General features: G+C 70.8%; 27 protein-coding genes. 13 read left to right on the forward strand and 14 right to left on the reverse strand.

The features are described 5' to 3' along the window. The first annotated feature begins 181 nt into the window (after window positions 1-181). Entirely contained in the window at window positions 182-364 is a 183-nt protein-coding gene (locus MTDSW087_RS21130; RefSeq protein ID WP_244948395.1) for a DUF4926 domain-containing protein, read from the forward strand. A 15-nt stretch (window positions 365-379) separates the two neighbouring features. Next, on the forward strand, window positions 380-709 hold the full coding sequence (locus MTDSW087_RS21135) for a DUF6883 domain-containing protein (protein WP_144766860.1): 330 nt from the start codon (window positions 380-382) through the stop codon (window positions 707-709). Here the strand turns inward: MTDSW087_RS21135 and MTDSW087_RS21140 are convergent. The 3 genes from MTDSW087_RS21140 to motA are packed head-to-tail and all read right to left on the reverse strand — an operon-like array spanning window position 693 to window position 2,795. Beyond that, window positions 693-1,004: a hypothetical protein gene (locus tag MTDSW087_RS21140; RefSeq protein ID WP_144766861.1), complete on the reverse strand. Its 312-nt coding sequence runs from the start codon at window positions 1,002-1,004 to the stop codon at window positions 693-695. The genes MTDSW087_RS21135 and MTDSW087_RS21140 overlap by 17 nt on opposite strands. Beyond that, on the reverse strand, window positions 1,001-1,924 hold the full coding sequence (locus tag MTDSW087_RS21145; RefSeq protein WP_144766862.1) for a flagellar motor switch protein FliM: 924 nt from the start codon (window positions 1,922-1,924) through the stop codon (window positions 1,001-1,003). Before MTDSW087_RS21145 ends, MTDSW087_RS21140 begins: the two co-directional genes overlap by 4 nt. A gap of 1 nt (window position 1,925) precedes the next feature. Beyond that, window positions 1,926-2,795 (reverse strand): flagellar motor stator protein MotA, encoded by an 870-nt coding sequence (motA, locus tag MTDSW087_RS21150; protein ID WP_144766863.1) that lies wholly within the window; start codon window positions 2,793-2,795, stop codon window positions 1,926-1,928. Window positions 2,796-3,115: 320 nt separating this feature from the next. Between motA and MTDSW087_RS21155 the strand changes: the two genes are divergently transcribed. The 6 genes from MTDSW087_RS21155 to MTDSW087_RS21180 are packed head-to-tail and all read left to right on the forward strand — an operon-like array spanning window position 3,116 to window position 8,537. Beyond that, window positions 3,116-4,300, forward strand: coding sequence for an ABC transporter substrate-binding protein (locus MTDSW087_RS21155; RefSeq protein WP_144766864.1), 1,185 nt, complete (start codon window positions 3,116-3,118; stop codon window positions 4,298-4,300). 4 nt (window positions 4,301-4,304) lie between these two features. Continuing rightward, window positions 4,305-5,177 carry a branched-chain amino acid ABC transporter permease gene (locus MTDSW087_RS21160; RefSeq protein ID WP_144766865.1) on the forward strand — a complete coding sequence of 291 codons (873 nt, stop codon included), beginning with the start codon at window positions 4,305-4,307 and terminating at the stop codon, window positions 5,175-5,177. A 23-nt stretch (window positions 5,178-5,200) separates the two neighbouring features. Further along, window positions 5,201-6,169: a branched-chain amino acid ABC transporter permease gene (locus MTDSW087_RS21165; RefSeq protein WP_144766866.1), complete on the forward strand. Its 969-nt coding sequence runs from the start codon at window positions 5,201-5,203 to the stop codon at window positions 6,167-6,169. Beyond that, window positions 6,156-6,866 carry an ABC transporter ATP-binding protein gene (locus MTDSW087_RS21170; RefSeq protein ID WP_144766867.1) on the forward strand — a complete coding sequence of 237 codons (711 nt, stop codon included), beginning with the start codon at window positions 6,156-6,158 and terminating at the stop codon, window positions 6,864-6,866. The genes MTDSW087_RS21165 and MTDSW087_RS21170 overlap by 14 nt, the downstream gene beginning before the upstream one ends. A gap of 4 nt (window positions 6,867-6,870) precedes the next feature. After that, on the forward strand, window positions 6,871-7,578 hold the full coding sequence (locus MTDSW087_RS21175) for an ABC transporter ATP-binding protein (RefSeq protein WP_144766868.1): 708 nt from the start codon (window positions 6,871-6,873) through the stop codon (window positions 7,576-7,578). Next, window positions 7,575-8,537, forward strand: coding sequence for an NAD(P)H-dependent flavin oxidoreductase (locus tag MTDSW087_RS21180; RefSeq protein ID WP_144766869.1), 963 nt, complete (start codon window positions 7,575-7,577; stop codon window positions 8,535-8,537). Before MTDSW087_RS21175 ends, MTDSW087_RS21180 begins: the two co-directional genes overlap by 4 nt. 23 nt (window positions 8,538-8,560) lie before the next feature. Here MTDSW087_RS21180 and MTDSW087_RS21185 read toward each other — a convergent pair whose 3' ends face one another. Both MTDSW087_RS21185 and serA read right to left on the reverse strand, forming a co-directional pair. After that, entirely contained in the window at window positions 8,561-8,806 is a 246-nt protein-coding gene (locus MTDSW087_RS21185; RefSeq protein WP_144766870.1) for a hypothetical protein, read from the reverse strand. Window positions 8,807-9,179: 373 nt separating this feature from the next. Further along, on the reverse strand, window positions 9,180-10,442 hold the full coding sequence (gene serA, locus MTDSW087_RS21190; protein WP_144766871.1) for a phosphoglycerate dehydrogenase: 1,263 nt from the start codon (window positions 10,440-10,442) through the stop codon (window positions 9,180-9,182). 344 nt (window positions 10,443-10,786) lie between these two features. On the opposite strand from serA, the gene MTDSW087_RS21195 reads away from it, so the two are divergent. Continuing rightward, on the forward strand, window positions 10,787-12,067 hold the full coding sequence (locus tag MTDSW087_RS21195; protein ID WP_144766872.1) for an O-acetylhomoserine aminocarboxypropyltransferase: 1,281 nt from the start codon (window positions 10,787-10,789) through the stop codon (window positions 12,065-12,067). A gap of 127 nt (window positions 12,068-12,194) precedes the next feature. Further along, window positions 12,195-13,109, forward strand: coding sequence for a manganese catalase family protein (locus MTDSW087_RS21200; protein ID WP_144766873.1), 915 nt, complete (start codon window positions 12,195-12,197; stop codon window positions 13,107-13,109). A gap of 49 nt (window positions 13,110-13,158) precedes the next feature. Here the strand turns inward: MTDSW087_RS21200 and MTDSW087_RS21205 are convergent, their stop codons facing one another. The 8 genes from MTDSW087_RS21205 to MTDSW087_RS21240 all read right to left on the reverse strand — a co-directional run bounded on the left by MTDSW087_RS21205 (window position 13,159) and on the right by MTDSW087_RS21240 (window position 19,789). Continuing rightward, the gene (locus MTDSW087_RS21205) at window positions 13,159-13,962 is read right to left on the reverse strand and encodes an ABC transporter ATP-binding protein (protein ID WP_144766874.1); all 804 of its coding nucleotides are present in this window, start codon (window positions 13,960-13,962) and stop codon (window positions 13,159-13,161) included. Between the two features lie 11 nt (window positions 13,963-13,973). Further along, window positions 13,974-14,843 (reverse strand): nitrate ABC transporter permease, encoded by an 870-nt coding sequence (gene ntrB / locus MTDSW087_RS21210; RefSeq protein ID WP_144766875.1) that lies wholly within the window; start codon window positions 14,841-14,843, stop codon window positions 13,974-13,976. Then, the gene (locus tag MTDSW087_RS21215; RefSeq protein ID WP_144766876.1) at window positions 14,843-16,129 is read right to left on the reverse strand and encodes a CmpA/NrtA family ABC transporter substrate-binding protein; all 1,287 of its coding nucleotides are present in this window, start codon (window positions 16,127-16,129) and stop codon (window positions 14,843-14,845) included. The genes ntrB and MTDSW087_RS21215 overlap by 1 nt, the downstream gene beginning before the upstream one ends. A gap of 450 nt (window positions 16,130-16,579) precedes the next feature. After that, a complete protein-coding gene (locus MTDSW087_RS21220; protein ID WP_144766877.1) occupies window positions 16,580-16,861 on the reverse strand; it encodes a hypothetical protein in 282 nt (93 codons plus the stop codon). Window positions 16,862-16,972: 111 nt separating this feature from the next. After that, window positions 16,973-17,158 carry a YegP family protein gene (locus tag MTDSW087_RS21225; RefSeq protein ID WP_144766878.1) on the reverse strand — a complete coding sequence of 62 codons (186 nt, stop codon included), beginning with the start codon at window positions 17,156-17,158 and terminating at the stop codon, window positions 16,973-16,975. A 143-nt stretch (window positions 17,159-17,301) separates the two neighbouring features. Next, entirely contained in the window at window positions 17,302-18,852 is a 1,551-nt protein-coding gene (locus tag MTDSW087_RS21230) for a DEAD/DEAH box helicase (RefSeq protein ID WP_144766879.1), read from the reverse strand. A gap of 295 nt (window positions 18,853-19,147) precedes the next feature. After that, window positions 19,148-19,504: a hypothetical protein gene (locus MTDSW087_RS21235; RefSeq protein WP_144766880.1), complete on the reverse strand. Its 357-nt coding sequence runs from the start codon at window positions 19,502-19,504 to the stop codon at window positions 19,148-19,150. 51 nt (window positions 19,505-19,555) lie between these two features. Further along, window positions 19,556-19,789, reverse strand: a complete 234-nt coding sequence (locus tag MTDSW087_RS21240) for a hypothetical protein (protein ID WP_144766881.1) — start codon at window positions 19,787-19,789, stop codon at window positions 19,556-19,558. Between the two features lie 70 nt (window positions 19,790-19,859). On the opposite strand from MTDSW087_RS21240, the gene MTDSW087_RS21245 reads away from it, so the two are divergent. Further along, complete coding sequence (locus tag MTDSW087_RS21245) at window positions 19,860-20,075, forward strand: hypothetical protein (protein WP_144766882.1); 216 nt, start codon at window positions 19,860-19,862, stop codon at window positions 20,073-20,075. A 39-nt stretch (window positions 20,076-20,114) separates the two neighbouring features. Here MTDSW087_RS21245 and MTDSW087_RS21250 read toward each other — a convergent pair whose 3' ends face one another. Continuing rightward, entirely contained in the window at window positions 20,115-20,576 is a 462-nt protein-coding gene (locus tag MTDSW087_RS21250; protein WP_144766915.1) for a tRNA (cytidine(34)-2'-O)-methyltransferase, read from the reverse strand. 111 nt (window positions 20,577-20,687) lie between these two features. On the opposite strand from MTDSW087_RS21250, the gene MTDSW087_RS21255 reads away from it, so the two are divergent. After that, window positions 20,688-22,583, forward strand: a complete 1,896-nt coding sequence (locus MTDSW087_RS21255) for an ABC transporter ATP-binding protein (protein WP_144766883.1) — start codon at window positions 20,688-20,690, stop codon at window positions 22,581-22,583. Window positions 22,584-22,646: 63 nt separating this feature from the next. Continuing rightward, complete coding sequence (locus MTDSW087_RS21260) at window positions 22,647-24,092, forward strand: MATE family efflux transporter (protein WP_144766884.1); 1,446 nt, start codon at window positions 22,647-22,649, stop codon at window positions 24,090-24,092. Window positions 24,093-24,172: the final 80 nt, after the last annotated feature.

Here is a 24,172-nt window from a genome sequence, read left to right on the forward strand (position 1 = left end):
ATCCGTCAGGTCGAACCGCGCCATCCAGAACCCTCCCTCGCCAGAGGGTTAACGACGGCACGCCTCACCCGTGCCCACCGTTATGGGTTCGCGACCTAGGGTTGCAGAAGGCTTGCCGATCATGCCCGCGGAACGCGTTGCCGCTTTCCGTTCTCCACGTCCCCCTCGCCCGATCGGCGAGTTGGATGTCGTGACGGTGCTCGTGCCGGTGCAGACCGACGAGGGCGAGCCGATCGCGGCCGGCACCGAGGGTACGGTGGTGGCCGTCTGGGCGGAGGGAACGGCCTTCGACATCGAATTCGACGAGCCGGTGCTCGGACTGGCAACCGTAAGCAGCGGGAGCGTGGCGCGCCTGGGCGATTAGGCCGTGATCGGATTGGTGCCCTGGCCATCCGGGCACATCGTCCCGACCAGGAAACTGACCGGCGACCTGCTCGACCCGAACCACTCGCAGGGGGCGGCCAAGTGCCGGTTCCTGACCGCGTTCGGCTTCCACCCGCAGGATCCGGCTGCGCTCGAACGCGCGCTCCTCGCTCATGCGAGCCCGGCGAACTTCCTCGACATCCAAGTCAGCCCCTACGGCCTGCGGTTCCGGCAGCATGGTCCTATGCCGACACCGGTCGAGGCGGATCCGGTGGTCCGGTCGATCTGGCAGATCGATCCGTCCACCGGGCTCGCCCGTTTCGTGACGCTCAAGCCCGCCCGGTGAGGCCGCTCTCCGTCCGCGCCGCGACGAGCGCGCCGCGCGCGGCCTCGAGCTCGGCGAGTGCCGCCTTCGCCTCCTCGATCTTGAGGCTCAAGGCGTCCAGCACCTCGCGGCCCTCGCCCGCGAAGCTCCGCACCGCCTCGCCCGCGCTCGCGAGCGCGTGGCCGGAGGCGGCCATGGCGCGGCCGTACTCGGCCTGGGTGCGATCGAGGCGCTTCAGCTTGAGATACATCGGCACCACGCAGGCGCTGGTGCCGAGAAGCGCGGCGAGCAGCACGCCGTCGACGAGGCCCGTCATGGGAGCGCGTCCTTGTCCTGGTTGATGACCTCGTCGATCCGCAGCACGTAGGACCCTTGCGCCTGTCCGGCATGGGCCCAGAACAGCGGCCGGTCGTTGCCCTCGAGCTTGATCCGGGTCGTGGGCGTCGCGTCGAGCCCGATCACCTGGCCGACCTGCAGCCCGGCGATCTCGCCGAGCGTGAGGTGGCGCTCCTCCAGCACGGCCCGCAGCGTCACCTCGGTCTTCTGCACCTCGGCGGCGATCTGCTGCGACCAGCGCGGGTCGCGCGCGGTCGACTCGCCGGTGAGCACCTTGGCGAGGCCCGGGCGGAGCGGGTTGAGCACGCTCTGCGGGATGACGAGGAACATCTCGCCGCCGCGGTTGAGCGCCTGGAACAGGAACTTCGCCTGCACCGCCTTGTTCGAGCGACGGCCGATCACCGCGAATTCCATGCGGGTCTCGGTCCGCTCCAGGCGGAACGGCGTCTGCGAGACGAGGCCGAAGGAGGATTCGAGCGCCCGGCCGACCTGCTCGAACACCATCTGGGCGACGCGCAGCTCGATCGCCGAGAAGGCGCGCTCGTCCTCCACCGGCGGCTCGGAGCCGTCCGAGCCGAACAGCACCTCGACCATGGTGAAGAGGAAGTCGCGGTCGAGCCCGACGAGGACGTGCCCGTCCCATTCGGGAGCGTGGAAGATGCCGACCACGGCGTTGGCGTCGTAGGCGTCGAGAAACTCGCCGAAGCGCCCGCTCTCGACCCCGGAGAGCGAGTAGAAGATCGTGGAGGCGACCCGGTGCTTGAGCGCGTCCCCGCAGGCGGTCGCCAACCTGTCGAAGATGAGCTGCAGCATCGGCAGCCGGTCGAGGGACAGGCCGGCGGCGGCCTGGATGCGCGCGCGGATATCCGCCGGCTCGCGCTGAATCATGGGCTCGCTCATCTCAGGCGGCTTCCGCGCGGGCACCCGGGACGGTGGCGGCCTCGACCTCGTCGATGGTCGGCCGGTCGGCGGAGGCGATGCCCTTGCGGCCGTGCTCGATCGCGACCTGGGGCAGCGCGCCGTTCATGTAGGCGATCAGGCTCTGCTTGGCGATCGTGTAGACGGCGCATTGCTTCTCGCGCACGCCCTTGATCTTGACGGCGAGCGGGGCGAGCACCCCGTAGGAGGCGAACACGCCGAAGAAGGTGCCCACCAGCGCCGCGCCGATCAGGCCGCCGAGGATCTGGGGCGACTGGTCGAGGGCGCCCATCGCCTTCACGATGCCGAGCACCGCCGCGACGATGCCGAGCGCGGGCAGCGCCTCGGCCACCGTGTTGACCGCGTTGTAGGGCTTCAGCGCGCTCTTCTTGTGCGTGCCGATCTCCTCCTCCATCAGCGCCTCGATCTCGTGGGAGCGGGCGTTGCCGATGAGGATCAGGCGGCAATAGTCGCAGATGAACAGCACCAGGTCCTGGTTCTTGGTGACGTCGGGATAGTTCTTGAAGATCTCGGAATTGGCCGGGTCGTCGAAATGCGTCTCGACCTCGTTGCGCGGCTTGGTCTTCAGCTCGCGCAGCAGGGCGTGCAGCAGGCCGAGCAGCGAGAGGTAGTCCTTGCGCTTGGGCACCTTGTCGGTGATCGCCTCCATCGTGGCCTTGCCGGAATCGATCACCGTCTTCATCGGGTTGGCCATCACCATGCCGCCGATGGCCATGCCGCCGATGATCACGAACTCCCAGGGCTGCCAGATCACGATCAGGTGGCCGCCCATGGCGACGAAGCCGCCGAGCATGCAGCCAATCGCGATCAGCAGGCCGATTCCGATGCCCATGGATCGAGGTCCCCCGGCGCCTCATGCGCCGCCATTCCAGGGGCCGGGCTTAGGGGCCATGGCTTGCGCGGAGCTTTTTTCGGGCCCAGCCCGGGCGCCCGGCAAGGACGGCGGCGACTGTCAACGCCGAACCGGCGGGATCGCGCAAGGCCTGGGGCGGTCTGTCTCAAGTCCGCGGAATCACTGGGGAAACCTTGACCCCCCGCGAGCCGTCATGCCAGGAATGGCCCGCCCCGCGCACAAGCGGGGCAGGCGGGCACGAGACCCGCGAGACGGCGGCCGGCCCAGGATGGCCGGGCCGCCCGCAGGGAGGATACCGGATGCTGCGCAGAGCCCTCGCGGCCGCGGCGGTGACGCTCGGCCTCGCGGCCGGCTTCCCGGCGCGCGCGCAAGAGACCCGGCAAGAGATCCGGGAGGTGGTGGTCGGCGCGCACATGCCGCTGACCGGCTCCCTCGCCCGCTCCGGCCAGGCCTTCGACGAGGGCATGAAGGTCGCGGTGCGCCTGTTCAACGAGACCTCGCCGAGGCTGAAGATCCGGCTCCAGGTGATCGACGACGAGAGCGCGCCGGCCAAGGCCGTCTCGGCGGTGGAGAAGCTCGTCTCGGACGGGGCGGTGGCCCTGATCGGCGGCTACGGCTCGAACATCGTCGGCCCGGCCTCCGACGCCGCCAGCAAGCTCGCCACCACCTACATCACCGCCGGCGCGGTGAGCGACGAGCTGACCGCGCGCGGGCTCAAGACCTTCTTCCGCATCAACAACAATGCCGGCTACCAGCGCGGCATGGCCGGGCTGATCGCCGAGCTGAAGCCGGCCTCCGTCTCGATCCTCGCCTCGACCAAGGAAGCCCCGGCGCTCCTCGCCAAGGGCCTCGCGAAGGATCTCGGGGCGGCCGGCATCAAGGTCACGGTGCACGAATTCGACCCGGCGATCTCCGACTTCAAGCCGCTGATCAACAAGGTGAAACTGCAGGACAAATCCGAGATCCTGCTGATGTCGGCCTATGAGAACGACTATGTCGGCATCATCCGCGCCGCCAAGGTGCTCAAGCCCCCGGTGAAGCTCGTGGTCGGCGCGTGGTCCCTCGCGACGCCGAAGATGTACACCGAGTTCCCGGACCTGATGAACAACGTGGTCGGCACATCCTTCCTGCCCTTCCCGGTGGCGGTGAAGGACGAGGAGGGCCGCCGTTTCGCCGAGGCCTACAAACAGGCCTACAACAAGGACATCGAGTACCTCTCCACCTTGAGCTTCGTGGAGACCACGATCCTGGCCGAGGCCATCGCCAAGGCCGCGGAGGCTGGCACGCTCAAGACCGGCGGCCTGCCCGAGGCCCTGCGCGCCACCGACCGCAGGACCCTGCTCGGCCCGGTGAAGTTCGACGCCACCGGCGACAACCCGCTCTTTTCCCTCGCCATGGGCCAGCACCGGTCTGGGCAGATCGTCCTCGTCTCGCCGCCCGCTGCCGCCACCGGCCCGATCAGCTACCCCGCGCTGCCCTGGTGAGGGCATGCTCGACCTGATCCTGCAGGCGCTGTTCTCGGGCCTCCTGATCGGCGGCGTCTACGCCCTGGTGGCGCTCGGCCTCGCCCTATCCTTCGGGGCCATGCGCATCATCAACCTCGCCCATGGCGAGCTGGTGCTGATCGCGGCCTACGCCGCCTATGTCGTGGAGGCGCGCGGCGGGGTCTCGCCCTATTGGGCAATCCCGCTCGCCCTCGTCGTCGTGTCCGGCGTCAGTGCGGTGCTATTCCTGATGATCGATCGGATCCGCGAGCACCGCGAATTGAACTCGCTGATCCTCACCTACGGGGTCGGCATCGTGCTCACCAACGCCGTGCTGCTGGCCTTCGCCAGCGACGTGCGCACCACCACGGCCCCGGCGCTCCAGGACGCGGTGACGATCGGCCCGGTCTACGCCATGGCCGGCGAGATCGTGGCCTTCGCGCTCAGCCTCGTCCTCATGGTCGCCCTGTGGTGGTGGCTGAAGCGGAGCTGGTACGGACGCGCCGTGCGCGCCGTCTCCTCGAACCGGGCGGCGGCGATGCTGATGGGGATCAACCCGCTGCGCACCGAGTTGGTCGCCTTCCTCGTCGCCGGGGCGCTCGCGAGCTTCGCGGGGGTCGCCCTCTACACGATGAGCGTGGTCCAGCCGGCGCTCGGCCACGCGCTCACCGTGAAGGCCTTCATCGTCACGGTGCTGGCCGGCGTTGGCTCGATCCCGGGCGTGTTCCTGGCCGCCCTGCTGCTCGGCGTCACCGAGGCGCTGACCGTGACGCTGGCGAGCTCCGCCCTGCAGGAACTCGCCGGCATGGTGCTGTTCCTCCTCGTCCTGTTCCTCCTGCCGAGCGGGCTGTTCGGCGCCCGCGCCCGGCGGGGCTGATCTTGGAGGGAGGAACCTCGGACATGGCATCATCGCCGCGCCCGCCGCTGCCGGGCCTCGCCCTCGCCGCCGCCTTCCTCATCCTCGCGGCGTTGCCGCTCGTGCTGGGTGCAAGCAACTACCTGCTCGGCCTGCTGATCTCGGCGCTGATCCTGGCGGGCGTGGCACTGGCCTGGGCGCTCCTCGGCAATCTCGGCGGCATGGTCTCGTTCGGGCATGCCGCCTTCTTCGGAGTCGGGGGCTATGCCTCGGCGCTGCTGGCGGGCAAGCTCGGCCTGCCCGTGCTGCTCGCCGTGCCCCTGAGCGGCCTCTTCGCGGCGCTCGCCTCGCTCGCCATGTTGCCGGCGCTCCGCCTGTCGGGGCCCTATTTCGCGCTGGCCATCCTCGCCTACGCGCAGATCTTCCGCATCCTCGCCACCGAGGCGTCGTCGCTCACCGGCGGGGCGGCGGGACTCCAGCGCTATCCCGGCCTGCCGACCGTGCTCGGGCTCGACCTCGCGAGCCGGCCCGGGGCCTACACCCTCCTCGTCGCGCTGGTGGCCCTGTGCTGCCTCGCCTATGCCGCGATCCGGCGCTCCGCGGTCGGCCTCGCGCTCCGGGCCATCGCCGAGAGCGAGGACGCGACCCGCGTCGTCGGCGTCAACAGCGTGCTCCTCAAATCCTGGATGCTGCTGCTCTCGGCCTTCATCACCGGCCTGTTCGGAGCCCTCAACGCCCACATCATCGGCTTCCTGGAGCCGGACTACGCCTTCTCGGGGTCGTGGAGCGTGCTGCCGATCATCGCGAGCGTGTTCGGCGGCTACCGCACGGTGCTGGGGCCGGTGGGCGGAGCGGTCGTGATCTACCTGTTCGATCAGGTGGTGGCGAAGGGGCTGATCGCGGTGGGTCACCAGATCCTGCTCGGGCTCCTGCTCGTGGGCATGGTGCTGGCGGCGCCGAACGGTCTCCTCGGGCTGCGGTGGCGCAGGGGAGGCTCCCGTGCTGGCGCTTGAGGCCGTCACGGTCCGCTTCGGCGGCCTCGTGGCGCTGCGCGAAGTCTCCTTCGCGGTGGCGCAAGGCGAGGTGCTCGGCCTCGTCGGCCCGAACGGGGCCGGCAAGACCACCCTGTTCAACGCCATATCCGGGCTGATCCGCCCGCGCGGGCGCATCCTGTTCGAGGGACAGGACATCACGAAGGCGCCGCTCCACCGCCGGGCCCGGCTCGGGATCGGCCGCAGCTTCCAGATCCCGCAGCCGATGAAGCACCTCACCGTGCGCGAGAACCTCGACGTCGCGCAGGTCTTCGGCGCGGGCCGGCGCGATCCGGCGCGGCTCGCCGAGATCCTCGACGTGATGGATCTCGGGCCCCAGGCCGACCGCGAGGCGGACGGGGCGCTGGCCCTTCAGGAGTTGAAGCGGCTGGAGATCGCCAAGGCGCTCGCCACCGAGCCGCGCCTCCTCCTCCTCGACGAGGTGCTCGCCGGCCTGGAGAGCGAGGCCAAGCGGGCCTTCGCCGCCAAGCTGAAGGAGCTGCATGCCCGCTTCGCGCTCACCATCGTGATCGTGGAGCACGACATCGAGACCATTCTCGGCCTGTGCTCGCGGGCGGTGGTGCTCGATTTCGGGCAGGTCATCGCCGACGGCGCGCCGGCCGCCGTCTTCCGCGACCCCAAGGTGGTGGCGAGCTATACGGGGGCGACGGATGCCTGAGCCGATGCTCGAGACGGTCGACCTGCGCGCCGGCTACGGCCACATCACCGTGCTCTGGGACGTGTCGCTCCGCTTCCGCGCGGGCGCGCTCACCGCCATCGTCGGCCCGAACGGAGCCGGCAAGACCACGCTGCTGCGCGCGCTCACCGGCCTCGTCCCCCACCGGGGCACGATCCGCCTCGACGGACGGGCCCTGTCGGGAAAGGCCTGGGATCTCGCCGGGAGCGGCCTCGTCATGGTGCCGGAGGGCCGCATGGTCTTCCGCGACATGAGCGTGGAGGAGAACCTCCATCTCGGCGCCTATCCGAGGCGCTGCCGGGCCGATCTCGGGCGCAACCTGGAGCGGGTCTACGGCCTGTTCCCCCGGCTGAAGGAGCGGCGCCACCAGGCGGCGGGCTCGCTCTCGGGAGGCGAGGCGCAGATGGTGGCCCTCGGGCGCGGCCTGATGGCCGACCCGAAGGTGCTCCTCATCGACGAGCCCTCCCTCGGCCTCGCCCCGGTCATCGTGCAGGAGGTGTTCGGCGTGATCCGCCGGCTCAAGGAGGCGGGCACCACGATCCTGCTCGTGGAGCAGAACACCCGCATGGCGCTCTCGGTCGCCGACGATGTGCACCTCCTGCGCGGCGGCCGGGTCCGGCTCAGCGAGCCGGCCGCGGGCCTCGACCTCGACCGGCTGCACGATCTCTACTTCGCCCGGGAGCAGGCGGCATGAGCCTTCAGGATCGCCTGCCCCCCGTTCTGCGGAGCCTGCGCCTGCCGGTGGTCGCCGCGCCGATGTTCATCGTCTCGGGGCCGGAACTGGTGATCGCGCAATGCCTCGCGGGCGTGGTCGGGTCCTTCCCGGCCCTCAACGCCCGCGCGCCCGACACCCTCGACGGCTGGCTGAGCCGGATCGAGGCGGCGCTGGCCGAGGCCCGCGCCGCCGACCCGGAGCGGGTGATCGCGCCGTTCGCCGTCAACCAGATCGTGCACGCCTCGAACGACCGTCTCTCCGAGGACGTCGCCACCTGCGCCGCGCACCGGGTGCCGATCGTGATCACCTCGCTCCGGGCGCCCGACGCCGTAGTCGGCCCGGTCCACGCCTATGGCGGCCTCGTCTTCCACGACGTCACCACGGTCCGCCACGCCGAGAAGGCGCTGGAGGCCGGGGTCGACGGGCTGATCCTGGTCTGCGCCGGGGCCGGGGGCCATGCCGGGGCCCTGAGCCCCTTCGCCCTCGTCGGCGAGGTGCGCCGCTTCTACGATGGGCCGCTGATCCTGTCGGGGGCGATCACCTCGGGCTCGGCGATCCTCGCCGCGCAGGCGATGGGAGCGGACCTCGCCTATATGGGCACCCGCTTCATCGCGACCGAGGAGGCGCGGGCCGCGCCCGGCTACAAGGCGATGATCGCGGATTCGGCCGCCGCCGACATCGTCTACACGCCCTTCTTCACCGGCGTGCCCGGCAACTATCTCAGCCCCAGCATCCGCGCCGCCGGCCTCGACCCGGACGCGCTGCCGGAGCAGGGCAAGGACGCGATGAGCTTCGCCAGCGGTCGGTCCAAGCCCTGGCGCGACGTCTGGGGCGCGGGGCAGGGGGTCGGCACCATCGCGGACGTGCCGGCGACCGCCCTGCTCGTGGCGCGGCTGGCGGAGGAATACGCGGCGGCGCGGGCGCGGCTCGCGGAATAAGGCGCCGGCCCCTCAAGAGCGCTCTACGGTAGTACGGCCCCGCGGGCCGGGTCCACGGCGCGGAGATTGGCCTCGATCCAGCGCGGCGAGAGGATGTCGCCGCGCTCGGTCACGATCCAGGTCTGGACGTTGCCTTCGTCGAGGGCCGCGGCGGCGGCCTTCAGGGCCTCGCGCACCGAGGCGTAGGGGCGGCTCCGCGCCGTGCGGGCGGGGGTCGATCGCGGCCAGATCGTCAGATCCGCCGCCTGATCGAAATCGTTGCAGGTCATGGTCGGCTCACCGTTCCGAGGCCGGCCGTCAGGCCCGGCCGACAGGTGGAACCGGCCCGCGTGGGCGGCCGGTTCCGCAGCGTCTTGTTGGGCGCGAGCCGTCTCGCGGGCGCGCCGAATCGCTACCAAGGCGGGCATGCCCCGGCGCGAGACTCCTGTAGCGGAGGCGCATGGCCGGTATTTGACACTCCGCGGATTCCGGCCGCGCCGGGCCGTTCCGGGAGCTTTCGCCGCCGGCCGGCGGCGGAAGGGTCTTGCGTCGCGGGTCAACGCGAGGCGCGCACCGATGTTCGCGGCGGGATCGACGTGACGGCGGGGAGGCTGATGGAAGGAAAGCCCGAGCGCGATCGGCTCGGGCCTCTCAGGGTGCCGCTCAGCGGCGCTCGTAGAGGAGGCGGGCGCGGATGGTGCCGTCGAGGGCGCGGATCTGCTCCAGCAGCACCTCGGCATCGGCGCTGCTGGCATCCGTCTCCAGCACCACGTAACCGACCTCGCCGTCGGTCTGGTAGAACTGCGCGGCGATGTTGACGCCCGAGCGCGCGAAGACCTCGTTGAGGCGGCCCAGCATGCCCGGCAGATTGCGCTGCACGTGGATGAAGCGCGTCCCCGTGGGCCGGGCCGGGAGCTGCACCTGCGGGAAGTTCACCGCGCCGATGGTGGATCCGATATCGGAATAGTCGACGAGCTTGCGCGCGACCTCGGAGCCGATGCGCTCCTGAGCCTCCTCGGTCGAGCCGCCGATATGCGGGGTCAGGATGACGTTGTTCAGGCCCTGGAGCGGCGTGACGAAGCGCTCCTGGTTCGAGCCGGGCTCCTTCGGGAAGACGTCGACCGCCGCGCCGGCGAGATGCCCGTCACGGAGCGCCGCGGCCAGCGCGTCGAGGTCCACGACGGTGCCGCGGGCGTTGTTGATCAGATAGGCGCCCTTCTTCATCTGCGCGATCTCGGCCGCGCCGATCATGTTGGCGGTGGCCTCGGTCTCGGGCACGTGGAGCGAGACCACGTCGCTCTGTGCCAGAAGCTCGGCCAGGCTCTCGGTGGGTTCGGTATTGCCGTGGCGCAGGCGGTCGGTGTGATCGTAGAAGATCACCCGCATGCCCATGGCCTCGGCGAGCGTCGAGAGCTGCGTGCCGATATTGCCGTAGCCGACGATGCCGAGCGTCTTGCCGCGCACCTCCACCGAGCCGGTGGCCGACTTGTCCCACTCGCCCGCATGCGCACCGACCGAGCGCGGCGTGATCCGGCGCAGCAGCATCACGATCTCGCCGATGACGAGCTCTGCCACCGAGCGGGTGTTGGAGAAGGGCGCGTTGAAGACCGGGATGCCGCGGTGGCGCGCCGCGCCGAGATCGACCTGATTCGTACCGACCGAGAAGCAGCCGACGGCGAGCAGCCGGTCGGCCGCCGCGAAGGCCGTCTCGTCGAGCTGGGTGCGCGAGCGGATGCCGAGGATGTGCACGCCCTTGAGCGCCTCGTGCAGGGCCTCGCGGTCGAGCGCCTTCGGCAGGCGCACGAGGTTGGTGTAGCCCGCGCCCTGCATCAGCGCGACCGCGCTGTCGTTGATGCCCTCCAGCAGGAGGACCCGGATCTTGTCCTTGGGAAGCGACAGCTTCTCGGCGGCGGTCTCGGGAATCATCGCTGGACGTCTCGTCACGCCGCCATGGGGCAGGGCGGCGTCAGGGAAGGGAATCGGGCCGCACCGATAGGAGTGGTGGCCCCGCAACGCAACATCGACCGCGCGGGCCAGCCCTGCGCGAAGCGCCTCGACGGCGGAAGATCGTGTCCGGACGGGATCGTCCTGCCGCGATCGCTCGCCATTTGAGGAGAACGTTCTCTCTGTCGTCCCGTGGGCCGCCCGGGCCCATCATGGCCCACCTCGGGATCCGCCGGGAGTCCCTTTGCCTCGCCCTTGCCCCGCGCTCCCGCCCAGGCGTACACGCGAGGACCAGAGCGCCTTCGAGGGCCCGAGGAGACTTCCCGATGAGCGACCGGCAGCCCGGCTTCAACACCCTGGCGATCCATGCGGGCGCCGCGCCCGACGCGACCACGGGCGCGCGGGCCACGCCGATCTACCAGACCACGAGCTTCGTCTTCGACGACGTGGACCACGCCGCCTCGCTGTTCGGGCTGCAGGCCTTCGGCAACATCTACTCGCGCATCACCAACCCGACCAATGCCGTGCTGGAGGAGCGCATCGCGGCGCTCGAGGGCGGCACCGCGGCGGTGGCGGTGGCCTCGGGCCACGCGGCCGAGTTCCTGACCATGCACGCCCTGATGCAGCCGGGCGACCAGTTCGTGGCGGCGAACAAGCTCTACGGCGGCTCGATCAACCAGTTCAACCATTCCTACAAGAATTTCGGCTGGGAGGTGGCCTGGGCCGACACCGACGACCCGGCCTCCTTCGAGGCGGCGATCACCCCCCGCACCAAGGCGATCTTCTGCGAGTCGATCGCCAATCCCGGCGGCGTGATCACCGACATCGCGGCCCTGTCGGCCATCGCGAAGCGCCACAACATCCCGCTCATCGTCGACAACACGATGGCGACGCCGTACCTGATCCGGCCCTTCGAGCACGGGGCCGACATCGTCGTGCACTCGGCCACCAAGTTCCTCGGCGGCCACGGCAACTCGATCGGCGGCCTCATCGTCGACGGCGGCTCGTTCAACTGGGCGGGCGACGCGCGCTACCCGATGCTGAGCCAGCCGCGGCCGGAATATTCCGGCATGGTGCTCTCCGAGACCTTCGGCAATTTCGGCTTCGCCATCGCCGTGCGAGTGCTGGGTTTGCGCGACCTCGGGCCGGCGCTCTCGCCCTTCAACGCCTTCCTGATCCTCAACGGCATCGAGACCCTGCCGCTCAGGATGCAGCGCCACTCCGACAACGCGCTCACGGTGGCGACCTTCCTGGCGCAGCACCCGGAGGTGTGCTGGGTGAGCTATCCGGGCCTCCCGAGCGACCGCTACCACCAGCTCGCCCAGCGCTACACCCCGAAGGGGGCCGGCGCCGTGTTCACCTTCGGCCTGAGGGGCGGCTACGACGCGGGCGTGAAGCTCGTCTCCAACCTCCAGCTCTTCTCGCACCTCGCCAATATCGGTGACACGCGCTCGCTGGTCATCCACCCGGCCTCGACCACGCACCGTCAGCTCACCGACGCGCAGAAGAGCGCCGCGGGCGCCGGGCCGGAGGTGGTGCGCCTCTCGATCGGCCTGGAGGACCCGGCCGACCTGATCGAGGATCTCGACGCGGCCCTGCGCAGCTGAGGCGGCGCCCGACCCGGCTGCGGCAAACGGACCCGCGGCCGGATCGCGGCCCGCGAATCGGGGAACATGGCCCAGCCCCCGCGGTAGCCCTGACGGCATCCCCGTGCCGCTCAGGAGGGCTATCCCGATGTTCATGAGGCTCGACCGTCTCCAGGCCGAACTGCCGACGCCGAAGAAACCCGACCCGAACGCCGCTGCCGCGCTGCAGGAACTGCTCGGCGGCAAGTATGGCGAGATGTCGACGCTCGGGAACTATATGTTCCAGAGCTTCAATTTCCGCAACAAGACCAAACTTCGTCCGTTCTATAGCCTGGTGTCGAGCATCTTCACCGAGGAACTCGGCCATGTCGAGCTGGTCTCGACGGGCGTGGCCATGCTCAACAACGGCCCGGGCGACGACACCGAGAATGTCGACGTCTCGAAGGCGCCCTTCCACGACATGCAGGACGTCCGGCTCGCCGGGGCGTTCTTCTCGCAGGGCGGCGGCGCGACCCCGGTGAACTCAAACGCCCAGTCGTGGAACGTCGACATGGTGACGACCACGGGCAACCTGATCATCGACCTCCTGCACAACTTCCATCTCGAATGCGGCGCCCGCCTGCACAAGCTGCGCGTCTACGAGACCCTGACGGACCCGACCGGCCGCGAGGTCTGCGGCTACCTGCTGGTGCGCGGCTCGGTCCATGCCCATGCCTACGCCCTGGCGATCAAGAAGCTCACCGGCGTCGAGATCGAGAAGATGCTCCCCACGCCGAACATCGTGCTCGACAAGATCCCGGAATGTCAGAAGTACCTGCAGGAGGGTTCGCACCGCCGGCTCTACACCTTCGGCTCGCCGGACTATCCTGAGATGGCAGGCGTCTGGTCGAACGACGAGGTGGCGCTGCCGGGCGACCCGCCGGGCAATCTCGAGATCGTCGACGGGGCGCCGGAGGGCGGCAAGATGGCCGAGCTCGACGGCAATTACGGCGCCTTCGCGCCGGACTACGCGCCGCAGGAGATCTTCGAGATCGCGAGCAAGCTCTACCAGAAGAGCCGCTGAGGCGGCTCCGCCGGAGCGCGGGCGGTTCCCCGCCCGCGCCGCGTGGGTATCAGGCGGCCAGCGCCGGCTTCGCGTGGCGGGCGTAGAGGAATTCCAGCACCTCGGCCCGGCAATGGACGTAGGTCTGATCCTCCACAAGGTCGAGGCGCTTGCGCGGCCGGGCGAGCGGCACGGGCAGGATCTCGCCGATCGTGGCGGAGGGCCCGTTCGTCATCATCACGATGCGGTCGGACAGAAGCACCGCCTCGTCCACGTCGTGCGTGATCATGATGACGGTGTTCCGCAGCCGGACCTGGATCTCCATGAGCTGGTCCTGGAGATGGGCGCGGGTCAGGGCGTCCAGCGCCCCGAATGGCTCGTCCATCAGGAGCACGGTCGGCTCCATGGCGAGCGCCCGGGCGATGCCGACGCGCTGCTTCATGCCGCCCGAGATCTCGTTCGGGCGCTTGTCGGCCGCGTGCGTCATGTTCACGAGCGCCAGGTTGTGCTCGACCCAGGCCGCGCGCTCGGGGCGCGACTTCCGCTTCGCCAGCACCTTGTCGACGGCGAGCGCCACGTTCTCGCGCACCGTCAGCCAGGGCAGGAGCGAGTGGTTCTGGAACACCACGGCGCGCTCGGGACCAGGGCTCGACACCTCCTTGCCGTCGAGCAGCACGACGCCCGTGGAGGCCTTGAGCAGCCCGGCGACGATGTTGAGCACCGTCGACTTGCCGCAGCCCGAATGGCCGATGATCGAGACGAACTCGCCCTTGGCGAGCTTGAGGTTCACGTCGCGCAAGACCTCCGTGGTCTTGCCGCCGCGGGTGAAGCTGATGCCGACCTGCGAGAGGTCGAGATGGGCCGGAGCCTTCATGCTGACCTCCCTCAAGCTGCGCTGGTGCCGCGGGTGACGAGCGCCCCGAGAGCGGCCACCAGACGGTCGAGGATGAAGCCGATCACGCCGACATAGACGAGCGCGACGATGATCTCGGCGATGTGCGACGAGTTCCAGGCGTCCCAGATGAAGAAGCCGATCCCGACGCCGCCGATCAGCATCTCGGCCGCGACGATCGCCAGCCAGGACAGGCCGACGCCGATCCGCAGGCCGGTGAAGATGTAGGGCGCCGCCGACGGCAGCATGATCTTCCAGAAGAACTCGACCGGGTTCAGCCTGATGACGGCCGCGACGTTGCGATAATCCTGCGGTATGTTGCGGATGCCGACCGCGGTGTTGATGATGATCGGCCAGATCGAGGTGATGAATATCACGAAGATCGCCGAGGGCTGGCCGTCGCGGAAGGCGGCGAGCGAGAGCGGCAGCCAGGCGAGCGGCGGGATCGTGCGCAGCACCTGGAAGATCGGATCGAGCCCGCGCATTGCCCAGTCCGACTGGCCCACCAGGGTGCCGAGCAGCACGCCGACCACGACCGCGAGGAAGAAGCCGAGCGCCACGCGCTGGAGGCTCGCGAAGATATGCCAGAACAGGCCCTTGTCGGTGCCGCCGTTGTCGAAGAACGGGTCCGCGATGATCGGCCACGCCTCCGACAGCACCCGCGAGGGCGGGGGCAGGCCGGCGGTGGGACGCGAGCAGGCGACCTCCCAGAACAGCAGGAAAGCCGCGAGCACGACGAGAGGCGGGATCACCCGCGCGGCGAAGGCCTTGAGGCCCTTGGCCGTGACGCGGGGCAGGCGGCGCGCCTTCACGGCGGCGGCGTCGCGCCCCGCCGTGCCGAGGGAGACGGTGACGGAGGCCATCAGGCGACCCTCTTGATACCGAGGCTGGCGAGGTAGGCGGCCGGGTCGGCCGGATCGAAGACCTTGCCGTCGAACATCGTCTCCTTGCCGCGGGAGGTGGAGGCGGGAAGCGCGGAGACGCCGAGGGCCTTGGCGGCGTCGCGCCAGAGGTCCTCGCGGTTCACCTTGTCGATCAGCGCCTTCGTGTCGGTCGCCGGATCGAACTTGCCCCAGCGGATGTCCTCGGTGAGGAACCACAGGTCGTGCGACTTGTACGGATAGGAGGCGTGATCTTCCCAGAACTTCATCGTGAAGGGGCTGTTCTCGACGACGCGGCCGGTGCCGTAGTCGAACTTGCCCTTCATGCGGTCGACGACGTCGGCCACCGGCACGTTGATCCACTGGCGCTTGGCCACGATGCCGGCGAGCTCGTCGCGGTTCTCAGGCTTCTCGCACCATTGCTGGGCCTCCATCACGGCCATCAGCAGGGCCTTGGCCGCGTTCGGGTACTTGTCGACGAAGCTCGCGCGCAGCGCGAAAGCCTTCTCGGGATGGTCCTTCCAGAGCTCGCCGGTGGTGATCGCGGTGTATCCGATGCCCTGGTGGATGAGCTGCTCGTTCCACGGCTCGCAGACGCAGAAGCAGTCCATCGTGCCGACCTTCATGTTCGCCACCATCTGGGGCGGGGGCACGACGATGGTCTCGATATCCTTGTCGGGGTCGATGCCGCCGGCGGCGAGCCAGTAGCGGATCCAGAGGTCGTGGGTGCCGCCGGGGAAGGTCATCGCGGCCTTCACCGACTTGCCCGAGGCCTTCTTCTTCTCCAGCGCCGCCTTGAAGGGCTTGGTGTCGAGCCCGACCTTGACGTCGAGATGCTCCTTGGCGACCGAGATGCACTGGCCGTTCAGGTTGAGCCGGGCGAGGATGTACATCGGCACCGGCACGTTGTTCTGCGTCACGCGGCCCGCCGAGATCAGGTAGGGCATCGGCGTGAGGATGTGGGCGCCGTCGATGCCGCTGCCCTCGGAGCCGAGCACGAGGTTGTCGCGGGTGGTGCCCCAGCTCGCCTGCTTGACCACTTCGGTCTCGGGCACGCCGTACTTGGCGAAGAGGCCCTTCTCCTTGGCGACGAAGAGCGGCGCCGCGTCGGTGAGCGCGATGAAGCCGAGCTTGGCCCCCTTCACCTCGGGCCCGGCGCCCTGCGCGAAGGCGCCGCCGGGCAGCGCCAGCCGCGCCGCGGCGGTGAGCGACAGGGCTGCGGCCGCGCCCTTGAGGACGCTGCGCCGGGTCTTCTCGCCGTTCTGCATCAAGGTCTGCCTTCTTCGAGCCCAAGCCGTCCACCGCACCCGCGAGCGAGCACCCGCCACCCGTTCGGACGGGCAGGTCGGGTTCGCGTCAGCGGCGCTGCTGGCGGAGAGCGGTGCCGTCGCCATTGACGGTCACGGGGGCGTGAGCAGGTTCCGTGCCAACGGGACGGACGGCGGGCGGGCAGGGGGCGATGCGCGGGGCGCAATTCGGTCGCGCGCGGCCCCGCAGGCGCAGCGGCTCGAAAAAGCGGCGCCCTGGCGCACGAAGCGGCAGACCTATCTCATGCCTTGAATTTCAGCAGACCGCTTCGGGCGGGGCATCCCTACGCCGATGGCCCGACGAAAAACCCCGCGGCTCGTGGGAGCCGCGGGGTCCGGTGCGCCAGGAGCCGTTTCCGACCGCGTCGCGGCTGGGAATGGCCTGATTCTCGTTTCGACGCGCTCAGCGCCTCAGTAGTAGAATCGCCGACGATAGTACGGCCGACCGTAGAAGCGCCGCGGGCCGTAGTAGCGGCGATAGTAGGGGCGGCGGTAGAAGTACGGCCGCGGGCGGTAGTAGCGGCGGTAATAGGGCCGGCGGTAATAGTAGAACTGCGCCTTCTCGACGGAGCCGGGCACCGCTTCCGCGTTCAGGGCGAGACCGGGCCCGATCGGCGCAGCCGAGGCGCCCTGCGGCGCCGCCGCCGCGAAGCCCAGGATCAGCAGGGCGGCCAGCAGGAATTTCCTCAACACGATCACGTCTCCTTCTTGTCGGAGCTTTCGAGCGGGCGGACGGCTCGGCGCGCCCGAAACGCCGAGGTCCGGAAAGGGGTTTCAGGGCACGACTACGTAGCCGGCCGGATGTCAGGCGATCTTGGTGGTCATGTCGACGGTCGAGGCCGTGGCGCTCTGCTTCACCAGCGCGATGCCGTGCTCGCAATCCTCGCGGCGGGCATAGCCCTCCCCGGAATCCGCGATCACGTTGCCGTTCTGCACCCGCAGGCGCCAACGCCAGTGACCCGACGCGTCCCGGTAGAGCTCGAACCGCATGGTCTGCCGACGCCTCTCTCGCGCAACCCGGGGTTGGAACATGGCGCGGCCATGCGCGCCGGCAAGGGAGTGTGCGCGCCAACGAAAACGCCGCCCCGGGGATCGGGGCGGCGTCGCATTCGTCTCAGATCGCCACGCGAGGATCAGGAGCGCGGGGCGCGCTCCAGCCAGCCGATGGCGCGGCCCTCGCCGCTGCCCTGGGGCCGGTTGCCGCGCCGGGGCGGACGGCCCTGCGCCTGCTCGGGACGCGGGGCGCCGCGCTCGCCCTGCGGGCGGCCGGCATGGGGACGGGGCTGGTGCTGGCGCGGCGCGTGATGCTGCGCCTCGCCGCGAGCCTCCTGCGCGCGGCGCTCACCCTGACCGCCCTCCTGGCCGCGACCCTGCTGCGGGCGCGGGCCCCGGCCCGGCTCGGCCGGACGGCCGGCGAAGGGACGGCCGCCGGAGGGACGATCCTGGCGCTGGCCGTTGCGGGGGGCGGGGCGGGCGCCGGGACGGGGACCGCGCTCGGGGCGGCGCTCCTCACTCGCGGCGATCTCGGCGGCCTCTTGGCGGGTCGGCGGCGAGAAGCCCTCGGGGAAGCCGGCCACCGGCACCTTCTGGCGTGTCAGCCGCTCGATGTCGCGCAGATACGCCTTCTCCTCGTCGTTGCAGAAGGAGATGGCGAGCCCGTCCGCCCCCGCGCGGGCCGTGCGGCCGATGCGGTGGACGTAGGATTCCGGCACGTTCGGCAGGTCGAAGTTGACGACGTGAGAGACGCCCTCGACGTCGATGCCGCGGGCGGCGATGTCGGTCGCCACCAGCACCCGGCAGGAGCCGTCGCGGAAGGCGGCGAGCGCCCGCTCGCGCTGCGGCTGGCTCTTGTTGCCATGGATCGCGGCGCCCGCGATGCCGGCCTTGTCGAGGCCGCGCACCACCCGGTCCGCGCCGTGCTTCGTGCGGGTGAAGACGAGGACACGATCGATCGCCGGATCGCGCAGGATGTGGGCGAGCAGCGCCTGCTTGGCGCCGGTATGGGCGAAGATCACCTGCTGCTCGACGCGCTCGGCGGTGGTGGCGACCGGGGTCACCGCGACCTGGACCGGATCGGTGAGGTACTGCTCGGCGAGGCCGGCGATGTTCTTCGGCATCGTGGCCGAGAAGAACAGGCTCTGGCGCTTCTGCGGCAGCATCCGCACGATGCGCTTCAGGGCGTGGATGAAGCCGAGGTCGAGCATCTGGTCGGCCTCGTCGAGGACGAGGATCTCGACGCCTTCGAGGGTGAGCGCGCGGCGGTCGACGAGGTCGATCAGCCGGCCCGGGGTGGCGACGAGGATGTCGACGCCGGGCGCGAGCGCCCGCTCCTGGCGGCCGATGGTGACGCCGCCGAACACCACGGTGTTGGTGTAGGGCAGGTGCCGGCCGTAATCGGAGAACGATTCGGCGATCTGGTTGGCGAGTTCGCGCGTCGGCGAGAGCACGAGCACCCGGCAGCCGCGGCGCGGGGCACGGCGGTCCGAGAGCGAGAGCCGGTGCAGGATCGGCAGCGCGAAGGCCGCGGTCTTGCCGGTGCCGGTCTGGGCGATGCCGCAGAGGTCGCGGCCCTGCATGGCGGGGGGAATGGCCTGCGCCTGGATCGGCGTCGGCGCGGTGTAGCCGGCCTCCGCGAGAGCCCGCAGGACGGGCTGAGCGAGGCCGAAATCGGTGAACTGGGTCAAGTCTTTAGGTCTTCTCAGAGCAGCGGGACCGGCGGGCTCGCCCCAGCGGGTGAGCGCGGCATCGAAGGATCCCGGAGGCAGGAGGCTGCCCGCGTGATGGGGCGGCCCGGGTGCATGCACGAACGAAGAGGGGGGCCGGATCTTCCGGAGCCGGCTCGTGGAGCCCGGCCTCTCGGATCCGTCACGCAGCCCCCTCACGCGGCTCCGTCGGCCGCTGACGCTGCAACGCCGATATGCGGTTCCGCAGGTGCGAAGTCAATGGCGGCAATGCCTGCGGTGGAACCGGCCGAGCCGGTTACCAGCCGAAGCGGGCGATCTGGGCGAGCCGAGCCCTGGCCGCCGTCTCGTCCTGTCCGATCAGGGCGATGCGCTGCGCGAGCTCGTAGCAGCGGGCGCAGAAGGGCAGGGCGAGGAGCGGGATGCCCTCGGACCGTGCCCGGTTCACCGAGGCGACGAGGCAGCCGACCACCGGCTCGGTATCCGGCAGGCCGAGGCAATCCGCGCGCGGGCTCCCGAAGAGCGGCCGGTTCGGCCAGGTGAGCGCGAGCGTGGTACCGCCGCGTCGGTCGGGGGCAGGCGGCACGGTGTAGCTGCGCAGGAACAGCGCGCAGGCGGCGATCAGCAGGGCGAGGGCGAGGCTGGCAGCGCGCATCGCGGTCGTTATCGGGCGCGACCGGCCTCCGGCAACGGGGAGGGTCCGCCGTCAGGCGCCGTCGTCGAAGCGGCTGCGGAAGAATACCTCGCGGCCCGCCCCGTCGATCACCCGCACGGCCTCCGCCGGCGCGCCGCCGCGCTGGGGCGCCCGCGCCCGGGCGAACAGGCGGAGCGCCCGCTCCTCCGCGGCGGCGAGATCCTCCACCCGCACCGAGACGCGGGAGAGGACCGGATCGGGGTCGAGCCCCAGGATCTCGATGTGGAAGGTCTCGCGCGCGCTCAAACGGATCCGCCGGGTCGGGGAGGGGCCCGGAAGGGTTTCCGAGCCGGGCCGCATCAGATAGGCGCTCCCCATGAACCCGCTCAAGGCCGGACTCATCGTCCTGATCTGCCTGATCCTGCTCTGGCTCGGGATCCGGCTGGCACGCCGCGCCATCGACCTCGGCATCGCGGCGGGCTACGAGGCCGAGCGGCGGCGCCAGGCGCAGGCCGAGTCGCAGGGCGAAACGGACCGCCGCGTGGACGGCCCGCCGGACAATCAGACAGGCAGCGGCGCGCAGACGCGCTGAGCCGGCGCCGAGCCGGCCCAGCTTCGGCTTCACGGCGCCTTATCCCGGAAACCCGCCTACCTGCCGCAGCGCTTCGCCGGTCACCAGCGCGGCGGCGACCGCGACGTTGAGGGAGCGCAGACCCGGCCGGAGCGGGATTAGGATGCGGGCGTCGGCGGCCGCGTGGACCGCCTCGGGGACACCGGCCGATTCCCGGCCCATAAGGATGCAGTCGCCGTCTCGGAACGCGAAGGCGGTGTGGGGCTGCGCGCCGGCCGTGGTGGCGAGGACGAGGCGGATGCCGGCGCCGCGCCGCCACGCCTCGAAGGCGCCCCACGAGCGGTGGCGGGTCACGGCCACGTGGTCGAGATAGTCGAGGCCCGAGCGCCGGAGATGCCGGTCCGAGACGTCGAAGCCCGCCGGCTCGACGATCTCGACGGCGAGGCCGAGGCAGGCCGCCATGCGCAGCATGGTGCCGGTGTTCTGGGGGATGTCGGGCTGGTAGAGGGCGAGGCGGAGCATGGATCTGCAGGGCAGGTTTGCGCGCTGCGGCATCGCTCCCCGCTTGGCCCCGGGTCAAGCGTCCTTACCTAAGGGGGCCCGCCCCGGACCGCCGAAAACCCCCGTGCCGTGATGTTCCTCGACTGGCTCGAGCGCCGCATCGACCCGTTCGCGCCCTTCGAGGAGGGCCGCATGCCGCCGAAATCGGTGCTCGGCTTCGCGCGCTTCTACCTCGCCCCGATCCGCTGGGCGCTGGCCTGCCTGTTCGTGATCGCGGTGATCGCGGGCAGCGTCGAGGCCTCGCTCTACCTCGTGATGCGCTGGTTCGTGGACCTGCTCGCGAGCGCCGACCGGGCCACCGTCCTCACGGACCACGCGCCGGGCATCGCCCTCGCGCTCGTCCTCGTCGCGGTGGTGCGGCCCGTGGCGATCTGGCTGCACGAACTCCTGTCGAACCAGCTCGTGGTGCCGCAATCGACCAACCAGATCCGCTGGCGCGCGCATCTCTACACGCTCGGCCACTCGCTCTCCTACTTCCAGGCCGATTTCGCCGGGCGGCTCGCCAACCGCGTGGTGCAGGTCGGGCCGGCGGTGCGGGAGCTCGCCGTCGTCTTCATCGACACGCTGCTCTACGTGGCGATCTACGCGGTCACCGCGATCGCGCTGTTCGGCTCGATCTCGCTGTGGCTCGCCCTGCCCGTGCTCGTCTGGGTCCTGGCCTACGGCGCCCTCACCGCGTGGTTCGTGCCGCGCGCCCGCACCCGCTCGCACCGCACCGCCGACACCCGCTCGACGCTGATCGGCCGGGTGGTGGACAGCTACACCAACATCCTCACGGTGAAGCTCTTCGCCCGCGACCGCGAGGAGCGCGCCGCCGTGCGCGACGCGGTCGACGTGCACACGAAGGCCTATCTCCACCAGTTCCGGCTGGTGACGCTGACGACGACCCTGCTCGGCCTCCTCAACAGCGCGCTCCTCGTGGCGACGGGGGCCGCCTCGCTGCTGCTCTGGCAGCGAGGCGGCATGAGCACCGGCGAGGCCTCGGCCGGCCTCGCGCTGGTCCTGCGCCTCATCGCCATGTCGGGCTGGGTGATGCAGACCGTGCGCGGCGTCTTCGAGAATGTCGGCGTGATCCAGGAGAGCATGCAGACGATCAGCCGGCCGCACGCCCTCGTCGACGCCCCCGGCGCCAAGGCGCTCGCGGTCTCGGGCGGCGCGATCCGCTTCGAGGGGGTCGGCTTCCATTACGGGCGCGGCGACGCCACCATCATCGAGGACCTCACGCTCGACCTGCGCCCGGGCGAGAAGGTCGGGCTCGTCGGCGTCTCGGGCGCGGGCAAGAGCACCATCGCCTCGCTGCTCCTGCGCCTGCACGACGTCGAGAGCGGGCGCATCCTGGTCGACGGGCAGGACATCGCCCGGGTGAGCCAGGAATCCCTGCGCGGCGCCATCGCCATGGTCAGCCAGGACACCTCGCTCCTGCACCGCTCGATCCGCGACAACATCGCCTATGGCCGCCCCGAGGCCAGCCAGGCCGAGATCGAGCGCGCGGCCCGCCTCGCCCATGCCGACGGCTTCATCAGCGACCTCGTCGACCACAAGGGGCGGCGCGGCTACGACGCGCAGGTGGGCGAGCGCGGGGTGAAGCTCTCCGGCGGCCAGCGCCAGCGCATCGCCATCGCCCGCGTCATCCTGAAGGACGCGCCGATCCTGATCCTCGACGAGGCGACCTCGGCGCTGGACAGCGAGGTCGAGGCCGCGATCCAGGACTCCCTCGACACGCTGATGCGCGGCAAGACGGTGCTCGCCATCGCCCATCGCCTCTCGACCATCGCGGCCCTCGACCGGCTCATCGTGATCGACCGGGGCCGGATCGTGGAGGAGGGGAGCCATGCCGAGCTCGTCGCCCGCGGCGGGCTCTACGCGCGGCTCTGGGCGCGCCAGTCCGGCGGCTTCCTCGCCGACCGGGCGGCCGACGACGCGCCGCCCGAGCGCGGGCGACACGTTTCCGACGCGTTGCGCGGATAGAGACAGCTCCTCCGCCGCGGCCCGGCCGCGGCCGATCCCCGTTTTCCAGATCCGAGAGACATCATGCCGGCACTCGACCTCGCGGCCTCGCCCGCGCGGGACAGGGCCCCGTTCCGCCGTCCCTGGCTCGTGGAGCTGCGCGCCACCCTCGCGCTCTCCGGGCCCCTCGTCCTGATCAACCTCGCCCAGCACGGCCTGATCATGGCCGACGTGGTGATGCTCGGCCGCCTCGGCGCCGAGGCGCTGGCCGCGGCGACGCTCGCGCACGGGCTCTATTTCATCCTGTTCATCGGCGGCATCGGCCTGACGAGCGCCGTGGCGCCGCTGATCGCCGAGGCGCTGGGGCGCGACCCCGGCGACACGGAGGCCGCGCGCCGCACCCTGCGCGCCGGGCTCTGGGCGGCGACCCTCGTCTGCGGGCCGGTCATGCTGCTGCTCTGGTTCACCGGGCCGCTGCTCGCCGCGCTCGGCGAGCCGCCGGCGCTCGCCGAGGCCGCGGGCCGCTACATGCGCGTGCTGCAATGGGCGATGTGGCCGGCCCTGCTGTTCATGGCCCTGCGCGGCGCGCTGGCCGCCCTGGAGCGGCCCGCCTGGGCGCTCGCCGCCAGCCTCGCGGCCCTGCCGCTCAACGTGGCGCTCGGCCTCTGGCTCGCCTTCGAGGCCGGCCTCGGCATGGTCGGGATCGGCTGCGCGACCCTGGTCTCCTCCGTGTTCAGCCTCGCCGTGCTCGTGCTCGTGGTGCTGCGCGATCCCGGGCTCCGGCGCCACCGGCTGTTCCACGGCCTCTGGCGCTTCGATCCCGCCCGGCTCGGGGCGGTGGTCCGCCTCGGCCTGCCGATGGTGGCGACGGGGCTGGCCGAGGCCGGGCTGTTCGAGGCGGCGGCGCTCGCCATGGGCCTGTTCGGCGCGAGCCAGCTCGCCGCGCACGCGGTGGCGATCCAGATCGCGGCCTTCTGCTTCATGGTGCCCAACGGCATCGCCCAGGCCGCGACCGTCCGGGTCGGCCTCGCCTTCGGGCGGCGCGACGCCGCCGGCGTGCGCCGGGCGGGCGCCGTGGCGCTGGGGCTGGGCTTGAGCTTCATGAGCCTGTGCGCCCTGACCCAGCTCAGCGTGCCGGAGCCGCTGATCGGCCTGTTCCTCGATTTGCGCGACCCGGCCAACGGCGCCGTGCTGCCGGTGGCCGTGGTCTTCATCGGCTTCGCCGCGCTCTTCGCGGTGGCCGACGGGGTGCAGTCGGTGGCGCTCGGCATGCTGCGCGGCCTGCAGGACACCAAGGTGCCGATGCTGATCGCGGTCGGCGGCTACTGGGGCCTCGGCGTGCCGGTGGGCGCAGGGCTCGCCTGGGGCCTCGGCTTCGAGGGGGCGGGCATCTGGATCGGCTTCTGCGCCGGCCTGTTCGTGGTGGCGGCCCTGCTGGTGGCGCGCTGGCGCCGGCTCGTGCGGGCCGGTCCGGCACGCCCGACGGGCCTCGGGGCACGCCGCCCGACTGTGTCCATTTCGACACCCTGATCCCGCCCCTGAGACATCTCGCGCGCCCTCTTCGCCGCAATGCGGGAGCGGGCGCACGCTCGGCTTGACTTCGGGCGACG

Origin of the sequence: Methylobacterium dankookense, from assembly GCF_902141855.1 — a bacterium.
GTDB lineage: Bacteria > Pseudomonadota > Alphaproteobacteria > Rhizobiales > Beijerinckiaceae > Methylobacterium > Methylobacterium dankookense.

Bases quoted from the DNA above. Each gene is read 5' to 3' on its own strand.
- MTDSW087_RS21140 (WP_144766861.1), bottom strand. From the start codon at position 1,004: ATGACGGGCCTCGTCGACGGCGTGCTGCTCGCCGCGCTTCTCGGCACC.
- MTDSW087_RS21145 (WP_144766862.1), bottom strand. From the start codon at position 1,924: ATGAGCGAGCCCATGATTCAGCGCGAGCCGGCGGATATCCGCGCGCGC.
- motA (WP_144766863.1), bottom strand. From the start codon at position 2,795: ATGGGCATCGGAATCGGCCTGCTGATCGCGATTGGCTGCATGCTCGGC.
- MTDSW087_RS21155 (WP_144766864.1), top strand. From the start codon at position 3,116: ATGCTGCGCAGAGCCCTCGCGGCCGCGGCGGTGACGCTCGGCCTCGCG.
- MTDSW087_RS21160 (WP_144766865.1), top strand. From the start codon at position 4,305: ATGCTCGACCTGATCCTGCAGGCGCTGTTCTCGGGCCTCCTGATCGGC.
- MTDSW087_RS21165 (WP_144766866.1), top strand. From the start codon at position 5,201: ATGGCATCATCGCCGCGCCCGCCGCTGCCGGGCCTCGCCCTCGCCGCC.
- MTDSW087_RS21175 (WP_144766868.1), top strand. From the start codon at position 6,871: ATGCTCGAGACGGTCGACCTGCGCGCCGGCTACGGCCACATCACCGTG.
- MTDSW087_RS21180 (WP_144766869.1), top strand. From the start codon at position 7,575: ATGAGCCTTCAGGATCGCCTGCCCCCCGTTCTGCGGAGCCTGCGCCTG.
- MTDSW087_RS21185 (WP_144766870.1), bottom strand. From the start codon at position 8,806: ATGACCTGCAACGATTTCGATCAGGCGGCGGATCTGACGATCTGGCCG.
- serA (WP_144766871.1), bottom strand. From the start codon at position 10,442: ATGATTCCCGAGACCGCCGCCGAGAAGCTGTCGCTTCCCAAGGACAAG.
- MTDSW087_RS21195 (WP_144766872.1), top strand. From the start codon at position 10,787: ATGAGCGACCGGCAGCCCGGCTTCAACACCCTGGCGATCCATGCGGGC.
- MTDSW087_RS21200 (WP_144766873.1), top strand. From the start codon at position 12,195: ATGTTCATGAGGCTCGACCGTCTCCAGGCCGAACTGCCGACGCCGAAG.
- MTDSW087_RS21205 (WP_144766874.1), bottom strand. From the start codon at position 13,962: ATGAAGGCTCCGGCCCATCTCGACCTCTCGCAGGTCGGCATCAGCTTC.
- ntrB (WP_144766875.1), bottom strand. From the start codon at position 14,843: ATGGCCTCCGTCACCGTCTCCCTCGGCACGGCGGGGCGCGACGCCGCC.
- MTDSW087_RS21215 (WP_144766876.1), bottom strand. From the start codon at position 16,129: ATGCAGAACGGCGAGAAGACCCGGCGCAGCGTCCTCAAGGGCGCGGCC.
- MTDSW087_RS21225 (WP_144766878.1), bottom strand. From the start codon at position 17,158: ATGCGGTTCGAGCTCTACCGGGACGCGTCGGGTCACTGGCGTTGGCGC.
- MTDSW087_RS21235 (WP_144766880.1), bottom strand. From the start codon at position 19,504: ATGCGCGCTGCCAGCCTCGCCCTCGCCCTGCTGATCGCCGCCTGCGCG.
- MTDSW087_RS21245 (WP_144766882.1), top strand. From the start codon at position 19,860: ATGAACCCGCTCAAGGCCGGACTCATCGTCCTGATCTGCCTGATCCTG.
- MTDSW087_RS21250 (WP_144766915.1), bottom strand. From the start codon at position 20,576: ATGCTCCGCCTCGCCCTCTACCAGCCCGACATCCCCCAGAACACCGGC.
- MTDSW087_RS21255 (WP_144766883.1), top strand. From the start codon at position 20,688: ATGTTCCTCGACTGGCTCGAGCGCCGCATCGACCCGTTCGCGCCCTTC.
- MTDSW087_RS21260 (WP_144766884.1), top strand. From the start codon at position 22,647: ATGCCGGCACTCGACCTCGCGGCCTCGCCCGCGCGGGACAGGGCCCCG.